This window comes from Bartonella sp. AC158YNML (assembly GCF_042196725.1).
Classification (GTDB): Bacteria; Pseudomonadota; Alphaproteobacteria; order Rhizobiales; family Rhizobiaceae; genus Bartonella.
Genome location: NZ_JBHIQU010000001.1, coordinates 151,845 through 175,800, shown reverse-complemented (window position 1 = coordinate 175,800; position 23,956 = coordinate 151,845). Strand labels below are relative to the sequence as shown.

The following is a 23,956-nucleotide window of genomic DNA, read 5'->3' as shown; positions in this document are numbered from 1 at the left end:
CAAAACTAAGATGCAACTCTCCTTAGTTATTATCTAACGCACTTCACCAAAATATCTGGCGTTTAATAAATAAAATTCTTGCTATTTTTTAAAACTGTTAAAAAATTTAACAGTTTTCATATATTTTTTTGAAACCATTGAAAATACTTCTTAAAAAATTGCGTGAATAAGCCGCACAATAGCGTTTTATTTTGAATAAGAAATGTAACCTCCATGGACAGGAATAATACAAACAAATATACACAATATTCTCACCTCAATTTAACATACAAAAAGTTAAAAAACTTAGAGAACGCGTAATATTAACTTCATTAAGATTGAAGATTGATTTATAGGTAAGAAAGTAAAAGTCTCGTTAGTGTAACATAAAGATGCACAACTAATTTTGAAATATTATGCATATGCAAAAATAAACAATAATACTACTCTTTACATAATTTTAAAATTTACGTTTAAAGTTTACGTAAAGCATAATTGGCCTCGTCCTCAAATTTTAAAGGAAAAGGATTCGTACCAACGCTGTTCTGTAAACAGTCAGCTTCTCTCGATAAATTACGCTTTTAATTTCTTTAGTCTTCTCATTGTGATTCACTTAACTAAAGGCGTTCAAGCCCTGCCCTGAATATTCACCACGCACTGTAAAAATACTTAAATATACCAAAGAGGTGCTTACTTGTCTTATATTATCACCCTAAATGACGGTATTTTACTGTATAATTGTGTCATATCATTTCATCATTCTTTCCATTATATATCGACAGATATTGAATCTAGATCTGATATACGGTAAATGTTTAATGTGGTTATTCCATAAATAACTTATCAGAACATTGAGCTTTAAAAAAGCGGATAAAATATTGAAATTGAACACAGGAATGGACTAACTTATGAGTGATGAAATAACCTCACCGGCAAAAAGCCATGACTATGATGCGGCTTCTATCAAAGTTCTCAAAGGTCTTGATGCTGTACGCAAACGTCCTGGGATGTATATCGGTGACACTGATGATGGATCGGGGTTACATCATATGGTCTATGAAGTTGTAGACAATGCTATCGATGAGGCTTTAGCCGGTCATGCAACTCTTGTAAACGTCACACTCCATGCTGATGGTTCTTGTTCTGTTCGTGATAATGGACGTGGAATTCCGACAGATATCCATCCAACAGAAGGTATTTCTGCAGCTGAAGTTATTATGACACAGCTTCATGCCGGCGGAAAGTTTGATCAAAACTCTTATAAAGTTTCAGGCGGATTACACGGTGTTGGCGTCTCTGTTGTGAATGCACTCTCTGTTTGGCTTAAATTGCAAATCAAACGCAATGGTAAAATTCATGAAATATCATTTACCCACGGGGTAGCTGATGCTCCATTAAAAGTTGTTGGCGATTGCGATCAAGAAAGTGGAACAGAAATTAGATTTTTACCAAGCTCTGAAACCTTTACTATGGTTGAGTTTGATTTTGAAACTTTAGAGCGTCGTTTACGGGAATTAGCCTTTCTAAATTCTGGGGTTCATATTCTGCTTGTTGACGAGCGTCATGCTGACATTCAATCAGTTGAATTACATTATGAAGGCGGATTAATAGAGTTTGTTAAATATATTGATCAATCAAAAAAAGCGCTCCTAGACACGCCTATTTACATTGCAAGTGAAAAAGATGGTATGAGCGTTGATGTTGCCCTATGGTGGAATGATTCCTACCATGAAAAGGTCTTGTGTTTTACCAATAATATTCCTCAGCGTGACGGTGGAACTCATTTGATAGGCTTTAGAAGTGCTCTTACGCGCCAAATTAATGGCTACGCTGAATCTTCAGGTATTGCCAAAAAAGAAAAAGTGAACCTAACTGGTGACGACTGCCGTGAAGGATTAACAGCTATTCTTTCTGTCAAAGTTCCTGATCCTAAATTTTCTTCACAAACAAAGGACAAATTGGTTTCTTCTGAAGTGCGCCCTATTGTTGAAAATTTGGTCAATGAAGGGCTTTCTATATGGCTGGAAGAACATCCTAATGAAGCAAAGCTTCTCATTAGTAAAGTGGTGGAAGCTGCAACAGCACGTGAAGCAGCACGCAAAGCACGTGAACTCACAAGGCGAAAAGGAGCGCTTGATATCACTTCTCTACCAGGAAAGCTTGCCGATTGCCAAGAACGTGATCCTGCAAAATCAGAAATCTTTATTGTTGAGGGGGATTCAGCTGGAGGGTCAGCAAAAAGTGGGCGTTCACGTCAAAATCAAGCAATTTTACCCCTTCGTGGTAAAATCCTCAATGTTGAACGAGCACGTTTCGACCGCATGCTCTCATCTGATATGATCGGAACACTTATTACAGCTCTTGGAACTTCTATCGGTAAAGATGAATTTTCACCCGATAAATTACGTTATCATAAGATTATTATCATGACAGATGCGGACGTTGATGGAGCCCATATTCGTACGCTGCTGCTCACTTTCTTTTTTAGACAAATGCCCGAGTTAATTGAACGTGGACATCTTTATATTGCTCAACCACCTCTTTATAAAGTATCGCGTGGAAAATCTTCTCAATATATTAAAAATGAAGCAGCATTTGAAGAGTTCTTGATTGATACTGGACTAGAAGAAACAACGCTTGAGCTTTCAACGGGAGAAGTTCGTGCAGGAGCTGATTTGTATCAACTCGCTAAAGATGCTCGTATATTACGTCAACTTTTAAATGGTCTTCATACCCGTTATGACCGTAATATTGTTGAACAAGCAGCAATTGTTGGCGCTTTTAATCTTGAAGTCTTTGCAACACAAGAAAAAGCGCAAAAAATAGCAGATACTACAGCACACCGCCTTAATCTGATTGCTGATGATATGGAACAAGGTTGGAGTGGACAATATACAGCAGATGGAAGTTTATGTTTTGAGCGTATTTTACGTGGTGTTAAAGATGTTGTTACGCTTGATGTGGGACTTATAAATTCAACTGACGCACGCCAAATTGATCGCATTTCCCAAAATTTTATCGACATATATCATCCTCCTGTTCTTTTACGTCGCAAAGATAAAACAGAGCGTATTTTTGGTCCTATGAGCCTTTTAGAGAGCATTTTTACAAACGGTAAAAAAGGTGTTACTCTTCAACGTTATAAAGGTCTTGGGGAAATGAATGCTGAACAACTTTGGGAAACAACGCTTGATCCCAATGCACGTTCTCTTTTACAAGTAAAAATTAATGATGCAACCGATGCAGATTCACTCTTTTCTCGTCTCATGGGTGATGAAGTTGAACCTAGACGTATTTTTATTCAAGACAATGCCTTAAGCGTTGCCAATCTTGATATCTAAAGATACTCTTCTGTTTTTGGCTGTGTAAACGTCGTAGTTTTATACGTTGTTTTTTCGTAGTTGAACATTCTCTCTCTATTTCATTTACGATAAAAGAAAAATAAGGTAGATCATATACATGGCAATTGAAACAGAACGTGTAGGAACCAAGGGTGGCATGGAGCACTCTTTTGGTTTTACAAGAGTAGATGAAACACAAAAACAATCCATGGTGGATGGTGTGTTTCATTCTGTCGCTGAAAATTATGACAAGATGAATGATATCCTATCATTGGGGCTACATCGTGTGTGGAAAAATTCCATGATTGCTTGGCTTTCCCCACCAGCACTTTCTCATTGGAAAGTTCTTGATGTCGCTGGCGGTACAGGTGATATTGCTTTTCGTATTCTTAATGCTTCACGCCAAAAAGCCCATGCTACAGTGCTTGATATTAATGGCTCAATGCTCAGCGTTGGTAAAAAACGCGCACAAAAAAATGGTCTTGCCCCTCTGATTGATTTTGTTGAAGCCAATGCAGAACATCTACCTTTTGAAGATCAAAGCTTTGACGCTTACACGATTGCTTTTGGAATTCGCAATGTTCCTCATATTGATCAAGCCCTTAGAGAAGCTTTTCGTGTCTTAAAGCCCGGTGGACGTTTCTTATGTTTAGAATTTTCAAATGTCGAGATGCCTCTGTTGGATAAAATTTATGATCTTTGGTCTTTCCATGCTATCCCTAAGCTGGGTCAATTTATCGCAAATGATGGCGATGCTTATCGTTATTTGGTTGAATCTATCCGCAAATTTCCTAAGCAAGATGATTTTGCCCATATGATCAAGCATGCGGGGTTTTCGCGGGTATCGTACCGCAATCTCACCGGTGCGATTGCAGCGCTGCATTCAGGTTGGAAAATTTAAAAATGGTGCAAATTTCCCCTTACTTTCAATTGATGCGTGCAGGATGGGTTTTAACACGTGAAGGTGTTTTAAGTGCTCTCCCTCATGATGATCTTCAAGGATTTCCAGCGCTATGTCATCGTATAGCGAGTGCATTAGCACGACGCAAAACAAAAAAGAAACAACGATCTGAAAATATTTCATATGCCATTAATAAGCTTGGACCCTCTTACATAAAACTTGGTCAATTTCTTGCCACAAGACCTGATATTGTTGGGCGTGATATTGCGGAAGATTTGTCACAGCTACAAGATCGCGTCCAAACATTTTCTTGCACTGCCGCTATTGCTCAAATTGAAAGTTCTCTTGGTCGCTCTATTGATGATTTATTCGTAAATTTTTATCCCCCCATTGCCGCCGCGTCTATTGCTCAAGTTCATCCAGCTGAATATAGTGATGAAACTGGCCATAAGAAAAAATGTGCTGTAAAAGTTATTCGTCCCAATATCAGAGCACGTTTTTCTAAAGATCTTAGAGGATTCTATCTCATTGCTCATTTACAAGAGCGCTATATCCCTGCCTCTCGAAGGCTTCGTCCTGTTTGTGTAGTGGATACTTTAGCACAAACAACACGACTTGAAATGGATTTACGCTTAGAAGCAGCAGCTATATCTGAAATGGCTGAAAATATTCAACATGATACAGGCTTTCGGGTTCCACGTATTGACTGGGAACGGACAGGACGTAATGTTCTTACAATGGAATGGATTGATGGTATAAGAATATCCGAAACTTCCAAACTCAAAGAAGCAGGTTTTGATTTGAAGGCGCTTGCTATTACGCTTATTCAATCTTTTCTTCGTCATACACTGCGTGATGGTTTTTTTCACGCCGATATGCATCCTGGTAATTTATTTGTAGATGAAAAAGGATGTATTGTTGCTGTTGATCTAGGCATTACAGGAAGGCTTGGCAAAAAAGAAAAGCATTTCCTTGCTGAAATTCTTTACGGCTTTATTACCCGCGATTACCATCGAGTTGCACGTGCCCATTTTGAGGCCGGCTATGTTCCTTCACACCATAATATCGAAAGCTTTGCGCAAGCCAACCGCGCTATCGGCGAACCAATTCACGGACAATCAGCACAAAGCATTTCCATGGCTAAATTGCTCACTTTATTATTTGAAGTCACTGAATTATTTGACATGCAAACGCGACCTGAACTTTTATTGCTGCAAAAAACAATGGTTGTCGTGGAAGGTGTTGCCCGTACATTAGACCCCACTTTTAATATGTGGAAAGCTTCTGAACCCGTTGTCAAAGAATGGATTAGTAAAAATTTAGGACCCGTAGGCGTTGCAAAAGACTTTAGTGAAGGAGCACAAGCTCTCCTTTCGCTGGCACGCAAAACACCACAATTGGTTCAAAATTTCCAACGAATAGAAGAAGATTTCAATCAAATGAGAAAAACAGGTTTTAATCTTTCTCCTGCTACCCTCAAACAACTTGCTGTGGAACAAAGTCACAGAAACCGTTATGGTCGTTATAGTCTTTTCATCATTGCACTTTGTTGCGCTTGTCTTACTTTTTACTTTTTTCATCTTTTCTAATCTCCTTAATATGCTAAAAATATCAACAATGAAATCATTGTAATCATTTTTATTTCTTGGAGGTATTTTATGGCCAGTATTACTATTCGTAACCTGTCTCTTGAAACCAAAGAAGCTTTGCGCATACGCGCCGCGCAAAATGGTATTTCTATGGAAGAAGAAGCCCGCCGTCTTTTAAGCAATCCCCCTACTCACACCACACTCCCCTCTCATGCCAGTGCTGTTGAAGTGCAATCATTGAAATCAAAATCTCTCCTTCTTATTATTGGTGGAAGTATTGCATCTTATAAAGCCCTTGATTTGATTCGCCGTTTACAAGAACGTGGAGCACATTTAAAAGTTGTGATGACAAAAGCGGCGCAAAAATTTATTACGCCTTTAGCCGCTGAAGCTTTAAGCGGTGGTACTGTATATACTGATTTATTTTCACGCGAAGAAGAACATGATATCGGACATATCCGATTAGCACGTGATGCTGATCTGATTATTTTAGCTCCTGCTACAGCCAACCGCATTGCAAAAATAGCCAATGGCATAGGAGATGATCTGGCTGATTGTGTCCTTTTAGCAGCACGCTGTCCACTCTTGATTGCACCCGCCATGAATCCAGCCATGTGGGTGCATCCAGCAACTATTCGTAATGTTGCACAATTGCACGCAGATGGCGTTCATATCATCGGACCAGAAATCGGAAATATGGCTGAACGTGACGAGATTGGATATGGACGTATGAGCGAACCTTTAACTATTGTCGCTGCTATAGAGAATCTTTTGAATGTGCATGAAAAACCTCTCTTTGGCCGCCATTTCATCGTTACCTCTGGCCCTACCCATGAACCAATTGATCCAGTACGTTATCTTGCTAATCGGTCCTCAGGTAAACAAGGTCATGCCATTGCAACCGCTCTTGCACATTTGGGTGCAAAAGTAACACTTATTTGTGGACCTGTTCATCTTGCAGACCCACAAGAAGTAAAAACAATTCATGTTGAAACAGCACAACAGATGTTAAAAGCCGTTCAAACCGCATTGCCTGCTGATGGTGCCATCTTTGTTGCCGCTGTTTGTGACTGGCGTAGTCAAACCCAATCTTTACACAAAATTAAAAAGGATGCTCATAAAACACCACCATCCCTTCAAATGGTTGAAAATCCTGACATTTTAGCAACAATTGGACACGCTCCAAAACGCCCCTCATTGGTCATTGGTTTTGCTGCTGAAACATGCGATATTATTGCTAATGCGCAAAAGAAATGCGTTGAAAAAGGAGCTGATTTCATTCTTGCTAATGATATTTCTCTTCAAGTAGATGGTACAAGTGTCATGGGTTCTGATACAAATCAAGTTTATCTCGTAAGTAGAAAAAAAGTTGAACAATGGCCTCATATGAGTAAACAACACGTAGCACAAAAATTAGCAAACGTGATTGTATCATTTTTTGCCCCCCAAACATCTACTCCTCATGAGAAAAATATACCCCTTTGCAAATAAGAACTCTTCAAACGCGTTGATATTAAAACACCTTATAAAATAGAACTGATAATAGGTGTCTATCCATCTCAATTAGTATATAATATTTTTGATTTATAATGATAACCTAGCATTGTTCATATTAAATTAGAATCCCAGACATCGTAAGATTCTCTCATTCCCAATCTCTCTCATATTGAATCAATAAAAATCATTTTCTTGCACATTTTAAACAAGGATAACTGTATGAATACAAAACGTTTAAGAAAGAACTAAAAGCGCTTATAATGGACCGTCTCAAGAACCAAGAGCTTGTCTCGGACAACACTAAGGATGATGGCACCAACGTACTCTTTTTATTAAGAGTATAGTGATGCCCTATAAGTTTTATATTATTCACGAGAGCTTTACCCATAGACCATTCACAAGCGCTGTTGCGAAATGGGTGTGACAAGCGTTGGAAAATATTTTTTAAAAAAATCACATCTCACTCTAGCCTTCATAAAAGTAGGATCTATTGCACTACTGTCTCCCCAGCTTATAAAAAAACAAGCTATCATTCACTTTGCCTAACATTAATTTTGAGAAAGCTCTTGCACTGGATAAAATTTATAAAAAGCATTTTCTCTCTTCAATGTTTTTATCCCCATATTGGTCCTATTTATGATATACGAATAAATGATTTTGATTGTTTCATAATGAGAACAGCTCATGAGAAAATATGACAACTTTATTTGAAGCTCTTATTCACTATGAAAATGATGTATAAATTAATATATTATAATATCTCAATGCAATTTTAAGCATACCTCACACTGACGCTCATAAAGAGTGTAGACAAAATTCATTGTACCACTGTCTATAAGTTTATGAAACTGACGCTTTTATTATTTTCCTCAGTGATCGGTCTTTAAGATTAAATGTCTGTCTCCTCTCTCCAGCATACCAAGACCACAAAGACTAGAATTTTATCCATGATATCCTCACATTGTGACGATTCATGAGAAGCATTTTTATTCTTTTATCGAAAGCTTTGTACCCATACATTGGTCTCGCCTATAATGTGCACGTAAATAATTTTTTGATGTTGAATAGAGACTTTGAAATTAAAGAATATTTCTATATTTTGGATTCTTATTCAAGTTGAAAATGATCAATTCTCTTCATAAATTAATGGTGTTATTATCTAAAAATTATTTGATACAGTGCACCACTTGTATGAAAAGTGCTTCAATGAATTCTTACTTCATTGCACTTATGGCTTTTAAAATTCAAAATCTCATCATTTTTAAGCATCAGTGACATCTCCCTTTCTTTGCTTCTTCTCAAAAAACTGCTCTTCCATGGAATCGGACGGTCAATCGCCTAAGCTTATTTTTTCCACTTCTATCATATTAATCATTCTGTTGCCCAAAATTAGAATATCTACGGAGCTACTACGTTACCCCTATTCCATTGAACTCAATATTTTTTTGAAAGCGAGAGGCAAAAGCATGCTGCCAAATAGTAGAAAAGTACAGAATTTTAGGAATTGTGTAAAACAATTAAGCACTTAAATAAACTAAGTTAGATAAATCTACTGAATAAATAGAAGTAAATAACTTTCCTCTCCAAAGTTCTTATTCCTTAATTTTTTACATATATCATATAAACGCAATAATCTACACTATGTACAAAAATAATAAAAACTTCTTCTACAACAGCTGCTTTTTAAATTCTTCTTTGTTTTAAAAATCAAAATTTCTATTTATTCAAACTTTATTTTAAATAAAGGAGCCTTATCCGTTTTTTATAATGTTTTTGAAAAAAATCTTGTAATTCAAAGAAAGAAAAAATTACACTGTACATACTTTAAATATATTTCTTGTTTTTTTTGCTTCTTTCCTTAGTTTATTAATCTATGATTTTTACTGCTGCTTATCGTGCTTTACAACGTCTTCTGACCTCGCAATATCGTATTATGATACTGAAAGCATTGGGGGTTACTTTTTTCATTCTCACCATTTTATGGTTATGTGTGCACCAACTTTTTGTGTCTTACTTTTGGCCCTGGATTGCTCAATTTCTTCCTGGACTCCCTAGTTGGGCGGGATGGATTGGTTTTAGCATGCTTATCATTTTTAATCTTGGTTTGGCTCTTTTGTTAGCTTTTTTGATTGCACCAATCACCGCTATGATTGGTGGTTTTTTCATTGATTCTGCTGCTGAAATCATTGAAAAAGAGGATTACCCAAATGAGCCTATTGGACAAGCTTTGCCGTTTCAGCGTTCTCTTATCATTTCCTTTAAATTTGTTATTTTAAGCCTTCTTGGTAATGGAATTGCTTTTATTTTATTCTTCATACCAGGTATTAATTTAATTGCTTTTTATCTTATTAATGGTTATTTGCTCGGTCATGAATATTTCTTGTTTGCTGCTTATCGTTTTCGAACAGAGCAAGATGCACGTACTTTTTTACATACTCATTACACAACGGTTTTTGGTGCAGGATTATTGATAGCGCTTTTTGTTTCGATTCCAATTCTTAATTTAGCAACACCGCTTTTTGCAGCCGCCTTTATGACATATTTACACAAAATGCTTTCCCAAAAGACCATGGCACGCATTACACAAAAATAGTTTCCTTGACTTTAAGGTTAATAAAACTTGCCAGCCAAAGAAAGCATAATATAAAATTTTATGCTTTCTCTTTTATTAAAGCAATATATTGATTTATAATGATAATTTATTGTTTCACAATATGAGTGAAAAACCTAAATATCATGAGGGTTTCTCATTTTAATCCTATTCATATTGGATCAATTGAAATCGTTTGTTTATGTATCATAAATGAAGGTGGTATGCGGATAAAAGTACTTTCAAAAAGGCGTGAAATATCTTTATATGAATCCTCTCAATGCAAACATTATCGTCGCATTGAAAACTGAAAAAGAGTATGATGGTGCCGCTTTGTACCTTATATTTCAGTAAAAATGGAGAGCATAATGTATTTTATACCCTTCATAGAGAAATGATTATTATACTCTTCATGGGTACCGTCATAAGAGAGTTTTGGGAATATTGAGACTGTTAAATCTAGCAACGCGTGAATACATAACAAGAACAATATTTTGTTTTTGACGTTCTATTTTATGTGAAAAGCGTGCGCTTTGAAAAACCATTCTGAAAAAATATTGCTCTGGTGTTGGCGTTTCGCTAACATAACATTATCATAGTCATTATCTTTAATGAATGAGTGTGGCTTATATTATAAGGTTTCTTGATTTAAAAATTGTTGATACGAATGATTAATTGGATATCCATTTTTATTAAAAAATAAGGCGTTTGTTAACTATCGCAAGGAGTAAATTTTAATACCAAAGTAAAAATAAAAACATGTAAGTTCTTAAAACTTCTGAGAAGTTTGTTATAGGAAATACTCTTCATGCATATGATTGTTGTAAAATTGGAAAAATTAAAAAACAGTGGAGTGAGAGCTATACGTATACTGATAAAAGTATTAAATAGACTCGTTTGGTCAGCCGGCAAAGCAAATGTGACTGCTTAAATTCTATATTCTTTCAAATCATGCAAAAGGTGTATAATATTTTAAAGGAAGGTTATAAAGATGAACTGGATTACAAATTATGTTCGCCCTAAAATTAATTCTATATTGGGACGCCGTGAAATTCCAGAAAATCTATGGATTAAAGATCCTACCAGTGGTGAAATGATCTTCCATAAAGATTTGGAAGCCAATCAATTTGTGGCTCCTAATTCTGGCTATCATATGCGTATCAGTGCCAAAAATCGTCTCATGCATTTTTTTGATGATGGTGTTTATACAGCTCTTGAAAATCCAAAAGTTGTGACAGACCCTTTAAAGTTTCGCGACGAAAAACGCTATATTGATCGGTTAAAAGAGTACCGTTCTAAACTCGGTGTTGAGGACAATATTTTGAGTGCACGCGGTACGATTGAGGGTTTGCCAATTATTGCAACCGTTCAAGATTTCGCCTTTATGGGGGGATCACTCGGTATGGCCTCAGGAGAAGCTATTATCAAAGCTTTTGATACTGCCATTGCCGAAAGATGCCCTTTGGTTCTTTTTACTGCTTCTGGTGGTGCACGCATGCAAGAAGGAACACTCTCATTGATGCAAATGCCCCGTACAACAGTAGCGATTGAAATGTTGAAAGAAGCAAAACTTCCCTATATTGTTGTGCTGACTAATCCAACCACCGGTGGTGTTACTGCTTCTTACGCCATGCTTGGTGATATTCACATTGCCGAACCTGGCGCTATGATTGGTTTTGCTGGTCCACGTGTGATTCAACAAACGATACGTGAAACCCTACCAGAAGGGTTTCAAAGTAGTGAATATCTGCTTGAACATGGTATGATTGATATGGTTGTATCGCGTTTAGAAATGAAAACAACAATTGCGCGTATTTTACGCTTGATGATGAAACGCCCTGCTGTTTTTAACCCTTCCGATCCATCCCCAACAGACTCTCAAACATCGCTTTCTAGGACAAAAGCAGCTTAAGTTTATGCAACAAAGTCAAATACAAAGGGTGGTGGATGATTTACTAAAAAATTATCCGAAAAAATTTGATCTTTCTTTAGAGCGTATTGTTCACCTTTTAGAGCGTCTTGGTAATCCACATTTAAAACTTCCACCTGTTATTCACATCGCTGGAACAAATGGCAAAGGATCTGCCTCCGCAATTTGTCGTGCTCTTTTGGAAAGTGAAGGATACTGCGTTCATGTTTATAGCTCACCTCATCTCGTCAACTGGAATGAACGCTGCCGGTTAGGTCAAAAAGGAGGTGGTCAACTTGTTGCAGAAAACCAATTGGCTGAGACAATCCGTGAAATTATAAAAGTAAATCGTCAAGAGCCGATTACTATTTTTGAAATTTTTACAGCCGCTGCCTTTATGCTGTTTAGTATACATCCAGCTGATGTTGTTATTTTAGAAGTTGGATTGGGAGGACGTTTTGATGCTACCAATGTCGTTAACAAAACAGCTGTATCGCTTATTATGCCCATTGATTATGATCATGAGAATTTTCTTGGAAACACAATTGCTCAAATCGCTTTTCAAAAAGGGGGGATTATAAAACCAAACGTTCCAGTGGTCATCGGAAAGCAGAATTATGAAGAAACTCTTGCTACTTTAATACCCCTTGCCGATAAAAATAAAGCATCTTATGCTCTCTTTGATCAAGATTATCAAAGCTATAAAGAACATGGACGTATGGTTTTTCAAAACCATCAAGGTCTCATGGACCTTCCTCTTCCTAACCTTATTGGAGACCACCAAATTGCTAATGCTGGTGCATCTCTTGAAGCAGTTTATCAAGCGGGTTTTCAACTTTCAGAACAAACCATAAATGACGCTTTGAAGAATATTTATTGGCCCGCACGAATGCAGCGTCTTACCCAAGGGCTTTTGGTTGATCAACTATCTCCTGATATTGATTTATGGTTAGATGGTGGTCACAATCCTGCTGCAGGAAAAGTTATTGCGGCAGAACTTACACAATGGAGAAAAAAAACAGATCGTCCCATTATTATGATTGCTGGCATGCTTAATACCAAAGATGCTGTCGGTTATTTTCGTCCTTTAGCAAACCTTGTCGATAAAGTATATACGATACCGCTTATTAACAATGACGCCAGTCTCTCTCCAATAAACTTAGCTGAATCAGCCCAAAAAGCAGGAATCTTTGCTACTCCACAAGCACATCTACAAGATGCTTTGCATAAAATTAAAATGGAATATAAAGAGGCTATTGTCCTTATTAGTGGTTCTCTTTATCTTGCGGGTGATATTTTGCGTGACAATAAAACACCACCGTGCTAGATAATTAGCTATTTTTAAAGCTTTGAAAGATAGACCTTTTAATCATGCAACTTGATTGTGCACTTTATCAACATCCTAAACTCATTACTGTTTTTGGCGGATCCGGTTTTGTAGGACGACATGTCGTTGAAACTTTGACTAAGCGGGGATATCGCGTTCGCATCGCTGTTCGTTGTCCACAAAAAGCTTATTACATGCTACAAATAGGAGAAGTAGGACAAACCCAAATGCTTAAAACAGATATCAAGCATCGTGCCTCTGTTGCACGCGCATTGCTTGGAGCTGATGCAGCAATATTTTTACCCGGTAGCTTAAAACAAGCAAATCAATCGAATTTTAAAAGCACACAAATTGATGGTGCTTACAATGTTTCTGAATTAACAGTAGAAGCTGGTATTCCTCTCATCTATATGTCGACTCTTGTGGCTAGCGAAAACACTGCATGTCTTTATGCACGTGTTAAGTTTATGGGTGAACAAATCATTCATAACAAGAATCCTCAGGCAATTATTATACGTCCATCCATTATCTTTGGACCAGAAGATTGTTTCTTTAATACCTTAGCAGATTTGTCACGTTTTTTACCAATTATGCCTCTTTTTGGAGGTGGGAAAAGCAAATTGCAACCCGTATATGTTGGTGACGTTGCTGAGTTTATCGCACGTGCTTTAGATGGACAGATAGCTTGGGGAAAAAAATATGATCTTGGTGGTCCCCAGATTATCACCCTCCAAAATGCTCTTGAAAATATACTTAAAATCATTCGTCGTAAAAAAACAATCCTATCTATGCCTCTTTCTGTCGGTCTATTGATTGGAGGAGTTTTAGGAACGATTGGTAAGTTGCCTCTTGTGCCAACGCTCGTAACAGCCAATCAAATACGCTTTTTGCAAATGGATAACATTGTTTCTAAAGAAGCTATAGAGAATGGATATACTCTAGAAGGAGTAGGAATTACTCCTAGAGCAATGACTGCATTCTTGCCAAGTTATCTCTGGCGATTTCGTCCACATGGTCAATTTTCCCAAAACCTACTCGTCTAGAATAAATTCTTCTAAAACTGAGTTAATTATTTGATTTATAATTCATAGCGCGTTGTTAGCGGTTTTAAAATCAGAGTGTTCAATAGAGTGATGTTTTTGCATTTTTAATTGCTCCATTTAGTATCACAAAACATGTTTCCTCGCACATCTATAGTATTTTGATAAAAACTGTTGGAAACAGGAGAAAAGCACTTCTTACAAACTGTCTTTATCCAAGAGCAGGTGCAACATTGGAATCCTAAAGAACCGATCCTGAACTGCCTATCCATAAACATGATAATCTATGGCTTTGCATTTATATTATTTTGCCAAAAAGCTTAATAATGAGATTAAAGTAATTCTTCCTTTTTCAAAAACCGCATAAGTGAGTAGAATACGAGTATACTACTTTCGATATTATCCCATAAAAATCGATATAAAAACTGTAAAGCAATGCACCATTTTTATTATTTAAAAGGTATTCCCTCTGGAAACTTTTAAAAGCTTTAAAGTTACGTGAAAAGGATAGAATTTTGTTTATATAATAAAACTTATCATGAAGATCTCCTACTCTGTCAGTAACATCACTACTCAGATCCATAAATGCATATTTGTTGCACAAATTTATGGAGATTTTAAAAGAGCTTTTTCACATAAAGAAGTCCTCTTCTTGTCTTGCATTTTTTTTTAATTTCTCCTACCGTCTTGGAAAAAATTATTTTAAAGGAATGAAGAATGGCAGCTCAAGATTTTGTTGTCAAAGATATTGCACTTGCCGCTTATGGTCGTAAAGAACTTGATATTGCTGAAACTGAAATGCCTGGTTTGATGGCTTGTCGTAAGGAGTTTTCTTCCAGCCAACCTTTGCGCGGAGCGCGTATTTCTGGCTCATTGCATATGACAATTCAAACAGCTGTTTTAATTGAAACATTAAAAGCAATTGGCGCCGATATACGATGGAGCTCTAGCAATATTTTTTCTACGCAAGACCATGCAGCAGCAGCTATCGCCGCAACTGGCATTCCTGTATTTGCCGTTAAGGGTGAAACATTGGAAGAATATTGGACTTATATAGATGCAATCTTCCAATGGCCAGATGGTAATCCTTCCAATCTTATTTTAGATGATGGAGCTGACGCCACAAACTATATTTTAATGGGAAGTCGTGCAGAACAAAATAAAGATATTTTATCGCATCCCAAAACAGAAGAAGAAGAAATTTTTTTCAAACAAATACAAAAGCGTATGGATGCAACGCCAGGTTTTTTTACACAACAGCGCGCAGCAATTAAAGGTGTAAGCGAAGAAACCACAACAGGTGTAAACCGTCTTTATCAGTTACAAAAAGAAGGACTTCTACCTTTTCCTGCTATTAATGTTAATGATAGCGTCACTAAATCAAAGTTTGATAATAAATATGGATGTAAAGAATCATTGGTCGATGGTATTCGACGTGGAACAGATGTGATGATCGCTGGTAAAACTGCCATTGTCTGTGGTTATGGTGATGTAGGAAAAGGTTCAGCAGCATCTCTTTCTGGTGCTGGGGCTCGTGTTAAAGTAACAGAAATTGATCCTATCTGCGCTCTTCAAGCCGCTATGGATGGCTATGAAGTTGTTAATTTGGATGATGCTGCTTCCAGTGCTGATATTATCATCACGACAACAGGCAATAAAGATGTTGTTCGTTTAGATCATATGCGACAAGTAAAGGATATGTGTATTCTTGGAAATATTGGTCATTTTGATAACGAAATCCAAGTCGCTGCCCTTAGAAATTTGCCATGGACGAATATTAAACCACAAGTTGATATGATCACCTTTCCCGATGGAAAACGCATCATTTTGCTCTCTGAAGGACGATTGTTAAACCTCGGCAATGCGACGGGGCATCCTTCTTTTGTCATGTCAGCTTCGTTTACCAATCAAGTTTTAGCGCAAATTGAACTTTTTACCCGTACAGAACACTATACAAATGAAGTCACTGTTTTGCCTAAACATCTTGATGAAAAGGTTGCACGTCTACATCTGGATCGGTTAGGAATAAAATTAAGTGTTTTATCAGAAGAACAAGCCGCTTATATTGGAGTCTCACCACAAGGACCTTATAAACCAAACCATTACCGTTACTAATACGTTTCCTTGGGTTAAAAAAGGGAAAGATGTCGTGCTCAGCTTTGGTGACTATAACCCCAAAGAAAAAACTCAAAAAGAGATCCGAATCTATACGTATATACTTTGCCTTTTTTTCTTTTTTTCTCCAACATGCGCTTTTTCTCAGTCATTGGAAGGTTATTTACCATTTTTCTTCACTTTGCCGAATGGTCCATGGCTGCTTTTAGCGCTGTGTGGAGGAATTTCTTGTGCTTCACTTCTCTCATGTATAGCTGTTACCGTGCGTGCAAAAAAAACTGCACAGAAGCCTTTGAAGATAATTCAGGCAAATTTTTCTGAAAAACTTAAATATTATGAATGGCTTCTGGAAGAAACCGAGCAATTCCTTCTTATTTGGGAAAATCCAACAACCTTACCCCATGTTGTTGGTGCTCTTTCCACATTGCAAAAAATAGGAATCGATCAGAAAGATTTTCAGCGTTTTGAGCTCTGGGTTGAAGAAAATTCTCTGCGAGAACTTGATTATGCATTGACTCAACTCCGTTGTAAATGTCACCCTTTTGATCTTTCTATCACCACCACAAACAATGTACTGCTACAAGTTACAGGAGTCATCGCAGGAACAGTCGCCATTGCTCGTTTTCAAGATATCTCAAAACAACAGAGTGAAAATGCTCGTTTACAGAAAGATATCGCCCGCCTTCTTACTGAACTGAGAATGCAGCGTAATCTTCTTGATCTTATTCAAGAGCCCGTATGGATAAAAGATTGTGAAGGAAAAGTTTGTTTTATCAATCGCGCCTTTAGAGAAATGACAGACTTTCGTGAAGACAGTGATGACGTGGGGGATCTTTTCAATGAAAATACACAACGCAAAACAGATGAAACAGAAACAATTTTTCAAGAACATGTTCATACGGTTATTGGTGGAGAACGGCACCGTTTTCATCTCACACGTATTACAACAGCTGAAGGGATGGCAGCTTTTGCACGTGATGACAGCGCCTATGAAAATCTTGCTCATGAATTAAGATATGTTCTTCAAAGTCATTGTGAAACACTTGACCAAATTTCAACAGCTGTAGCCATTTTTGATACAAACCAAAAATTAAAATTCTGTAATCACGCTTTCAAAATTTTATGGCCGTTGGAGAGTTCTTTTTTAGAAAGTGAACCAAGCCATACATTGTTTCTTGAACGTTTACGTGAAAAGGGGCTCATTGCTGAACACCCTGATTGGCGCGCATGGAAAGAAGAACTTTTAAAAGCCTATTGGCAAACAGAATCGAACCAACAAATTTGGAATCTTCCAGATGGGCGTACGGTGCGTGTTGTCTCGAACCCTCATCCACAAGGAGGTGTCACTTGGCTTTACGAAAACCTTACCGAAAAAATTGATCTTGAGCGCCGTTATAATACACTTATTAAAATACAAGGTGAAACACTTGATAAACTTTCTGAAGGTGTGGTCGTTTTTGGTACTGATGGACGCCTTCGCTTATCGAATCCTGCCTTGTCGAAATTGTGGTCTCTTCCTTATAATTTACTGGTAGAAGGAACCCATATTACACAGTTACAAAGCCATTGTTCAGCCTTAACCTTGGGGCAAGAATGGGATCAATTTACCAAGTTCATTACCGGTTTTGCTGAAAAACGTGAAACATTTTCAGGTCGTATAGATCTTAAAAATGATATGATTATTGACTATACTCTGGTCCCTCTTCCTAATGGACAAACGATGCTTACTTTTGTGAATGTTACGGACACTGTCCATATTGCGCGTGCTCTTCAAGAAAAAAATGAAGCATTAGAAAGTGCTGATCGTTTGCGTAATGAATTTGTCCAACATGTTTCTTATGAATTACGCACACCTCTCACCAATATTATTGGATTTTCCGATATTTTACGTGATCAAATTTTCGGTTCTATCAATGAACGTCAACAAGAATATCTTGAACACATTCATTCAGAATCAGGAACTCTTTTAAATATTGTTAACGATATTCTTGATCTTGCTACCCTTGATGCAGGCATTATGGAGTTGGACATAAAATCGGTTAACATTGCCGATGCTATGATACAAGCAGTAGCACGTGTAGAAGATCGCCTTAATGGACGTCATATTACGCTTTTACAACAAATTTCTCCTTCCTTAAATTCTATTTCTGCTGATGAAAAGCGCTTGCATCAAATTTTTGTGAATGTCCTGAGTAATGCTATTAATTTTGCAACGGAGGCGAGTACTATTGAATTTTGCGTTGATGAACAAGATGATAACATTGTCTTTAGCGTTCACAATCAGGGCTCTGACATCCCAGAAGATGTCCTTGATCGTATTTTTAAACGTTTTTCTTCCCATTCACACCATGGTGGGCGTGCGGGAGCGGGTCTTGGCCTTTCCCTTGTAAAAAGTTTCGTTGAACTACACGGTGGACATGTTGAAATTCTTACCGGTTCTGGAAAAGGAACAACAGTTAAATGTTTTTTCCCACTCTCCAAAGGAGATACGATTTTTTAATTTTAACCTTTATGATAACAAAAATTTTTCATCCATTTCATGGAACTTTTAATGAATTTTAGTTTTTTTCTTGAAAATGAAGAGGCAACAAAGCTTTTTTCACAAAATTTAGCTCTTTCTTTAAAGCCAGGAGATCTTGTAACGCTGCAAGGAGATCTTGGAACTGGAAAGTCAACCATTGCACGTACAATCATTCAAACACTTGCGAACGATAACACTATGGATGTTCCAAGCCCTACTTTTACTCTTGTGCAAAGCTATCAACTTCCAAAGTTTGAAATTATTCATGCTGATCTTTATCGCCTTTCTATGGCAGAAGAAATTGATGAATTAGGGCTTCATGAAACTCGTGAGAAAAATATTTTACTTGTTGAATGGCCAGAAAGAAATACAGCTCTTTTAGAGCTTGCCACTTTTGCACTCACCTTACATTATAAAGAACATGGGCGTCATGTAACAGTTAAATCAGCGCAACATTCCATTGAATGTTTGCAACAGTCTTTCGCAATTCGTACATTTTAAAAAAAACATGGACATCATCATTTTTAATTTGATAATACCTCAGTACTACCTATGAAATTTGAGATGATGGACAACATAAAGAAGGCTTCAATGGAGGCACCAACCATGGAAGATGAAGTGAAATGCTGACTCTTTCATATAACAATGACATAAATTGCAAAGAACAGTCGTTAATTTATAGGAATTCATCAATTTATTTTAGAGAATCTGATACCTACAATTTTGATTTTAGAGAATAGTATAAGAGAATTTTAAATTGAAGTGGTAACCCTTTAGAAGAGCATTATATAACCTGTAGTGAATTGCTTGTTTCTTTCTGCTTAAAAATTGTGAGCTTCAAAAAAGTAATTTGCAAAGTTTTTGCTTAAAATCTCCTTTTATGTGTTGAAAGCACTATCTATCTCAATAGTCTTATCTAAGAAGAAAATATCATTCACTTAAATATTCGTTGGCACGCATATAAACAAGGAATTGCCTACATTGTTCATACAGGACAATTTTTTGATAAAAAATGATCTATTGAATTACGTATAACAGTGTGGATTCTTAAAATCATTTGAATTTTTGATTTAATTGAATTGCTATTACAATGTATTACAGAAAAGGAATGTAAAAAAATCAAAAGGAGAGACTAAAATTTCTCTCCTTTATCGTTACTGTGTATGGCATTAACTAAGGCCATTTTTTATCCACTCAGAAAGACGTCCTTTAGAGGTAGCGCCAACCATATTCGATGAAATATTTCCATTTTTAAACATTAGTAATGTAGGGATAGAACGTACTCCGTATTGGGTAGCCAGTTCCGGATTTTCATCAATATTTACCTTAGCAATTTTAACTTGATTTTGCATTTCTATTGAAATTTCATCCAAAATTGGAGCAATCACTTTGCAAGGGCCACACCATTCTGCCCAAAAATCAACCACAACAGGGGTGGAAGAGGTTAGAACTTCACTTTCGAAATTATCCTTATCAACTTTTATACACGTCATTGATTTATCCTTTATATTCACTTTTTACAGATTGGTATAATAACAATTCATATCAAGTTATTGCAAAGATAAATTATTAAAGGACTTTTTTACATCAGAGATTGTGCGTTGTGTTTGTTTGAGCGATTTTATGAAAGTAAATAAAGTGTAAAAATGCTTTGCAAGGAAAAGACTAACTTATAAGGCAACTTCACTAAGAAATGCCTCAAGTTTTTCTGGAGAAAGTTTGAAAATTTTGGCTTCTTTACTATAGATAAGCAGAGCTTGTATATCTTTATCGGGATGAATAGCTTGCAATAATTTTCGATAAAGAGCCATTTGCAACCAATGATGGGAAGCAATAGCGGCTTCATTTTCTGGTGGGGTTCCCGTTTTAAAATCGGCAAAGATAATGCTGTTTTGCGTGATGTAGAGACGGTCAATTTGACCAGAGATTACTTGTTCTTTTCCACGAATTTTTACAATGCCCATTAAGGAAACCTCAGCACGTGAATGCTCAGAAAAAAGGGGGTTGAGATAAACATGATCTAATATTTTCCAAATATGGCAAAGAGCATCTTCTCTTTGGCTCTCATGCCAATGAGAGGCTTTGATATTGAGATAGTTTTGAGCATAATCTCGACGTTTTTGTGGGGGACAATCGGGTAAATATTGTAACAATCGGTGAATGAGATTACCGTATTCAATGGAAAAAGCTCTGTTTGTGTTCGTTTCTCCTAAAACAGGTGAAATAGTAAATTGTTTTGGACTTGAGGAAGGTTCTGTATCAGCTTCAATAGAAAGGCTCGCTACTGAGGGTTTTAACGGTTTTGGGAGAATTGGTTCTGCTGGTACTTTATGAGAGAAAAAAGCAGGCAAAGGCGGTAAAGTTTGGCATTCAGAACAGGCGATTTCGGGGATTATAGAAGTAGAAGAAGGCGGTGTAATGCAATAACGCCAAGCTGCAATATCTTCCGCAGGGCCTTTTATAGAAACCGCATGAGGTTCAAGAGCTTTTTTTACCAATTGTAACCATGTATGAGATGGCGTTTTCTGACTTTTATATCCACAAATAAACAAGCGATCTTCAGCGCGTGTCATTCCTACATAAAGAAGGCGCCTATATTCTTCTTCTGCACGCTCTTTTAAATGTGAAATTGCTTGTTTAGAAAGTTTTGTATCAAACTTTTCATTGGGGCGCCAAATAAAGGCTTGTTGTCCATTCACTTGTGCCTTATCTAAAGGAACTTTAAGCAAGTGAGGGGCATGCTGAGGGTGCCAAATCGCACTACCGGGATCAACTAAAAACACAACAGCAGCCTCTAGTCCTTTTGCGGCGTGAACAGTCATAATACGAATTTCTTCATTATTTTGTTCAAATTCACGTTTAATTTCTGGTTCGCTTGCACTTAATGTTTCTAAAAAAGCTTGTAATCCTGGTAATCCGGTCTTTTGAATAGTGAGCGTATAATCCATAAAAGCATCGAGCACGTCATTTGCTTCAGATCCTAAACGAGACAGAATTTTTTGTCTTCCCTTATCATTATTCAGAATATGGCTATAGAATTCGAAGACTGGTATTTTATCCACTAAAGTACGATAATGGTTCAGCTTTTCAAAAGCATCTTTAAAAGATACCCGCGATGATGTATGCGTACACAAACTTTGCCAAAGAGAGCCAGTGCGGTGTGCGGCAAGCAGATAGAGTTCCTCTTCACTAAGAGCAAAAAGGGGACTTTTTAAAACACAAGCAAGAGAAAGATCATCTTGTGGCTGCAAAACAAAACGCGCAAGTGCCATTAAATCACGGATACTAATATGTTTAGTAAGTTGTAAACGGTCTGCACCAGCAACAGGTATATTGCGTTGTTTAAGGGCACGAGAAAGCGCTAGGGCAAATTGATCACGCTTACGAACCAAAACCATAATATCACTAGCACGCAATAACCGCCCTTTTGCTGGAAGCATTTCTCCTTTTTGTAACCAGCCTGCAATAGTTTCAGCAACTTTTTCTGCCAAACGTACTGCTGGTGTATCTAAATGATCAACAGTTACATGCCAATCATCAGGAAATTCGTCTTTTTCTTTAGAAATAGCATCCCATAAAATAACTTCACCTGGACTGTGAGTACGGATAGCTTCGTGTATGGTTTTTGTATTTTCTGCCGAAAGCCCTTTATAATTTTCTGGTGTTTCAAAAACAAGATCAACGCTTTTAAGAACATCTGCTGTAGAGCGAAAAGAGTAATGCAGTTGTATTTTTTCGAATTTCTGCTTTGCTTGTTGTGCTTTTTTTTGAATAATTTTCCCATTTGCAGCAAAATTTTCTGGTGCAGCGCCCTGAAAGGAATAAATAGACTGTTTTTCATCTCCAACAGCAAAAAGAGTACGTATATTGTCACGTTGACTATGACCTGTAAAAAATTCTTGTACCAACAATTGAATAATTTGCCATTGCTCGGGGTTGGTGTCTTGTGCTTCATCAAGTAAAATGTGATCAAGCCCACGATCAAGTTTATAATGCACCCATTGACTTGCACCTTTGCGCTGTAACAAATGAAGCGTACGCTCAATAAGGTCGTCAAAATCTAAGAAGCTATTAGCCTTTTTTAGATTCGTATATATTTTGAGATAAACGGCACAGAGCTGAAAAGCAGCCATATTGAGGGTCGCAACTTTTGCGCATTGATATTTCTCTAAAAGAATAGAAAGCTCGCTTTGTTTATCTTCAAGCATTTGTTGAATAAAAGGCCAAATTTCGTCTGATTTTTTACGAGATAAATTTGAGAAATTCCGTGGCTCACCTTTTGTTGTAAAATAAATATCAGAAATACTATTGAGAATATTTGTCTCATCATGTACCTCTTCTAATTGGGAAAGTTTTGCCACCATATCCTTGAAGCTTTGACTGCCATTGATTTCACAATGATTAAGAGCATAAACAGGAAGGCGCGCAATCTGTTGCATTTGTTCCAATAGGTATTGGGTTGTTTCATCGGGCGCTAAGTTAAAAAGCGCACGCAATTTTTCTTCTCCATTTTCAGACAGAAGAGAAGACAAAAAATCAGACAGTTTATGTTGCTTTTCAGCTGCTTCATACAGCAATTGGTTAAAAGTATGTTCACTGATAACCTTAAGCAGCTGTTGTAAAGCGGGTTGCACATCATGATGCGCTAAAAGTTGACGACGCGATTCTTGTATTAATTTTTTTCGACTGATATCATCGGGAAGTTCAAAATGCCCTGCAATATTGGCTTCTAACATAAATTGATGCAAAAGAGATTCACAAAAAGCATGAATCGTTTGGATTTTTAAGCCACCAGGTGTTTCGAGAGCACGCGCGAAGAGTTGTCGTGCATAAGTTAATTTTTGCGCATTGACGGGTTTATTTTCAAACCGTGTTAAGGTTTCTTGCAGCTGTGCATCATCGAGTTCATTCCAGCTGGAGAGTGTGCGAAAAATTCGTGATTGCATAACAGCAGCGGCGGCTCTCGTGTAAGTAAGGCATAAAATACGTGCTGGAGGTGTACCGTTTAAAAGCAAACGGATAACACGTTCGGTTAGAACATGGGTTTTTCCAGATCCTGCATTTGCAGAAACCCACACGTTTTTTTGGGGATGTGTTGCTGTTGCTTGTGCATCAAGAGCGGCCTCAGGAATAGAAAAAAACGTCAT

The 23,956-nt window shown here is 37.1% G+C and carries 13 protein-coding genes; 11 read left to right on the top strand and 2 right to left on the bottom strand.

All coding sequences use genetic code 11. From position 1 onward, the window contains the following. Positions 1-887: 887 nt before the first annotated feature. From gyrB to tsaE, 11 genes are all read left to right on the top strand, one after another. Entirely contained in the window at positions 888-3,320 is a 2,433-nt protein-coding gene (gyrB, locus tag ACFIM1_RS00685) for a DNA topoisomerase (ATP-hydrolyzing) subunit B (protein ID WP_375608980.1), read from the top strand. Positions 3,321-3,438: 118 nt separating this feature from the next. Next, the gene (gene ubiE, locus ACFIM1_RS00680) at positions 3,439-4,221 is read left to right on the top strand and encodes a bifunctional demethylmenaquinone methyltransferase/2-methoxy-6-polyprenyl-1,4-benzoquinol methylase UbiE (RefSeq protein ID WP_375608981.1); all 783 of its coding nucleotides are present in this window, start codon (positions 3,439-3,441) and stop codon (positions 4,219-4,221) included. A 2-nt stretch (positions 4,222-4,223) separates the two neighbouring features. Continuing rightward, positions 4,224-5,810: a 2-polyprenylphenol 6-hydroxylase gene (ubiB, locus tag ACFIM1_RS00675; RefSeq protein WP_375608982.1), complete on the top strand. Its 1,587-nt coding sequence runs from the start codon at positions 4,224-4,226 to the stop codon at positions 5,808-5,810. Positions 5,811-5,879: 69 nt separating this feature from the next. Beyond that, the gene (gene coaBC / locus ACFIM1_RS00670; protein WP_375608983.1) at positions 5,880-7,301 is read left to right on the top strand and encodes a bifunctional phosphopantothenoylcysteine decarboxylase/phosphopantothenate--cysteine ligase CoaBC; all 1,422 of its coding nucleotides are present in this window, start codon (positions 5,880-5,882) and stop codon (positions 7,299-7,301) included. Between the two features lie 1,879 nt (positions 7,302-9,180). After that, positions 9,181-9,900 (top strand): sulfate transporter family protein, encoded by a 720-nt coding sequence (locus tag ACFIM1_RS00665; RefSeq protein WP_375608984.1) that lies wholly within the window; start codon positions 9,181-9,183, stop codon positions 9,898-9,900. 988 nt (positions 9,901-10,888) lie between these two features. Then, positions 10,889-11,809 carry an acetyl-CoA carboxylase, carboxyltransferase subunit beta gene (accD, locus tag ACFIM1_RS00660; RefSeq protein ID WP_375608985.1) on the top strand — a complete coding sequence of 307 codons (921 nt, stop codon included), beginning with the start codon at positions 10,889-10,891 and terminating at the stop codon, positions 11,807-11,809. A gap of 4 nt (positions 11,810-11,813) precedes the next feature. Beyond that, on the top strand, positions 11,814-13,133 hold the full coding sequence (locus tag ACFIM1_RS00655; RefSeq protein ID WP_375608986.1) for a bifunctional folylpolyglutamate synthase/dihydrofolate synthase: 1,320 nt from the start codon (positions 11,814-11,816) through the stop codon (positions 13,131-13,133). Positions 13,134-13,177: 44 nt separating this feature from the next. Further along, the gene (locus tag ACFIM1_RS00650; protein WP_375608987.1) at positions 13,178-14,176 is read left to right on the top strand and encodes a complex I NDUFA9 subunit family protein; all 999 of its coding nucleotides are present in this window, start codon (positions 13,178-13,180) and stop codon (positions 14,174-14,176) included. 714 nt (positions 14,177-14,890) lie between these two features. Further along, a complete protein-coding gene (ahcY, locus tag ACFIM1_RS00645) occupies positions 14,891-16,288 on the top strand; it encodes an adenosylhomocysteinase (RefSeq protein WP_375606120.1) in 1,398 nt (465 codons plus the stop codon). A 34-nt stretch (positions 16,289-16,322) separates the two neighbouring features. Further along, entirely contained in the window at positions 16,323-18,788 is a 2,466-nt protein-coding gene (locus ACFIM1_RS00640) for an ATP-binding protein (RefSeq protein WP_375607923.1), read from the top strand. A 51-nt stretch (positions 18,789-18,839) separates the two neighbouring features. Further along, positions 18,840-19,310, top strand: coding sequence for a tRNA (adenosine(37)-N6)-threonylcarbamoyltransferase complex ATPase subunit type 1 TsaE (gene tsaE, locus ACFIM1_RS00635; RefSeq protein WP_375606118.1), 471 nt, complete (start codon positions 18,840-18,842; stop codon positions 19,308-19,310). Positions 19,311-19,978: 668 nt separating this feature from the next. Here the strand turns inward: tsaE and trxA are convergent. Both trxA and addA read right to left on the bottom strand, forming a co-directional pair. Further along, positions 19,979-20,302, bottom strand: coding sequence for a thioredoxin (gene trxA, locus ACFIM1_RS00630; protein WP_375606117.1), 324 nt, complete (start codon positions 20,300-20,302; stop codon positions 19,979-19,981). Between the two features lie 177 nt (positions 20,303-20,479). Further along, on the bottom strand, positions 20,480-23,956 hold the full coding sequence (gene addA / locus ACFIM1_RS00625; protein ID WP_375608988.1) for a double-strand break repair helicase AddA: 3,477 nt from the start codon (positions 23,954-23,956) through the stop codon (positions 20,480-20,482).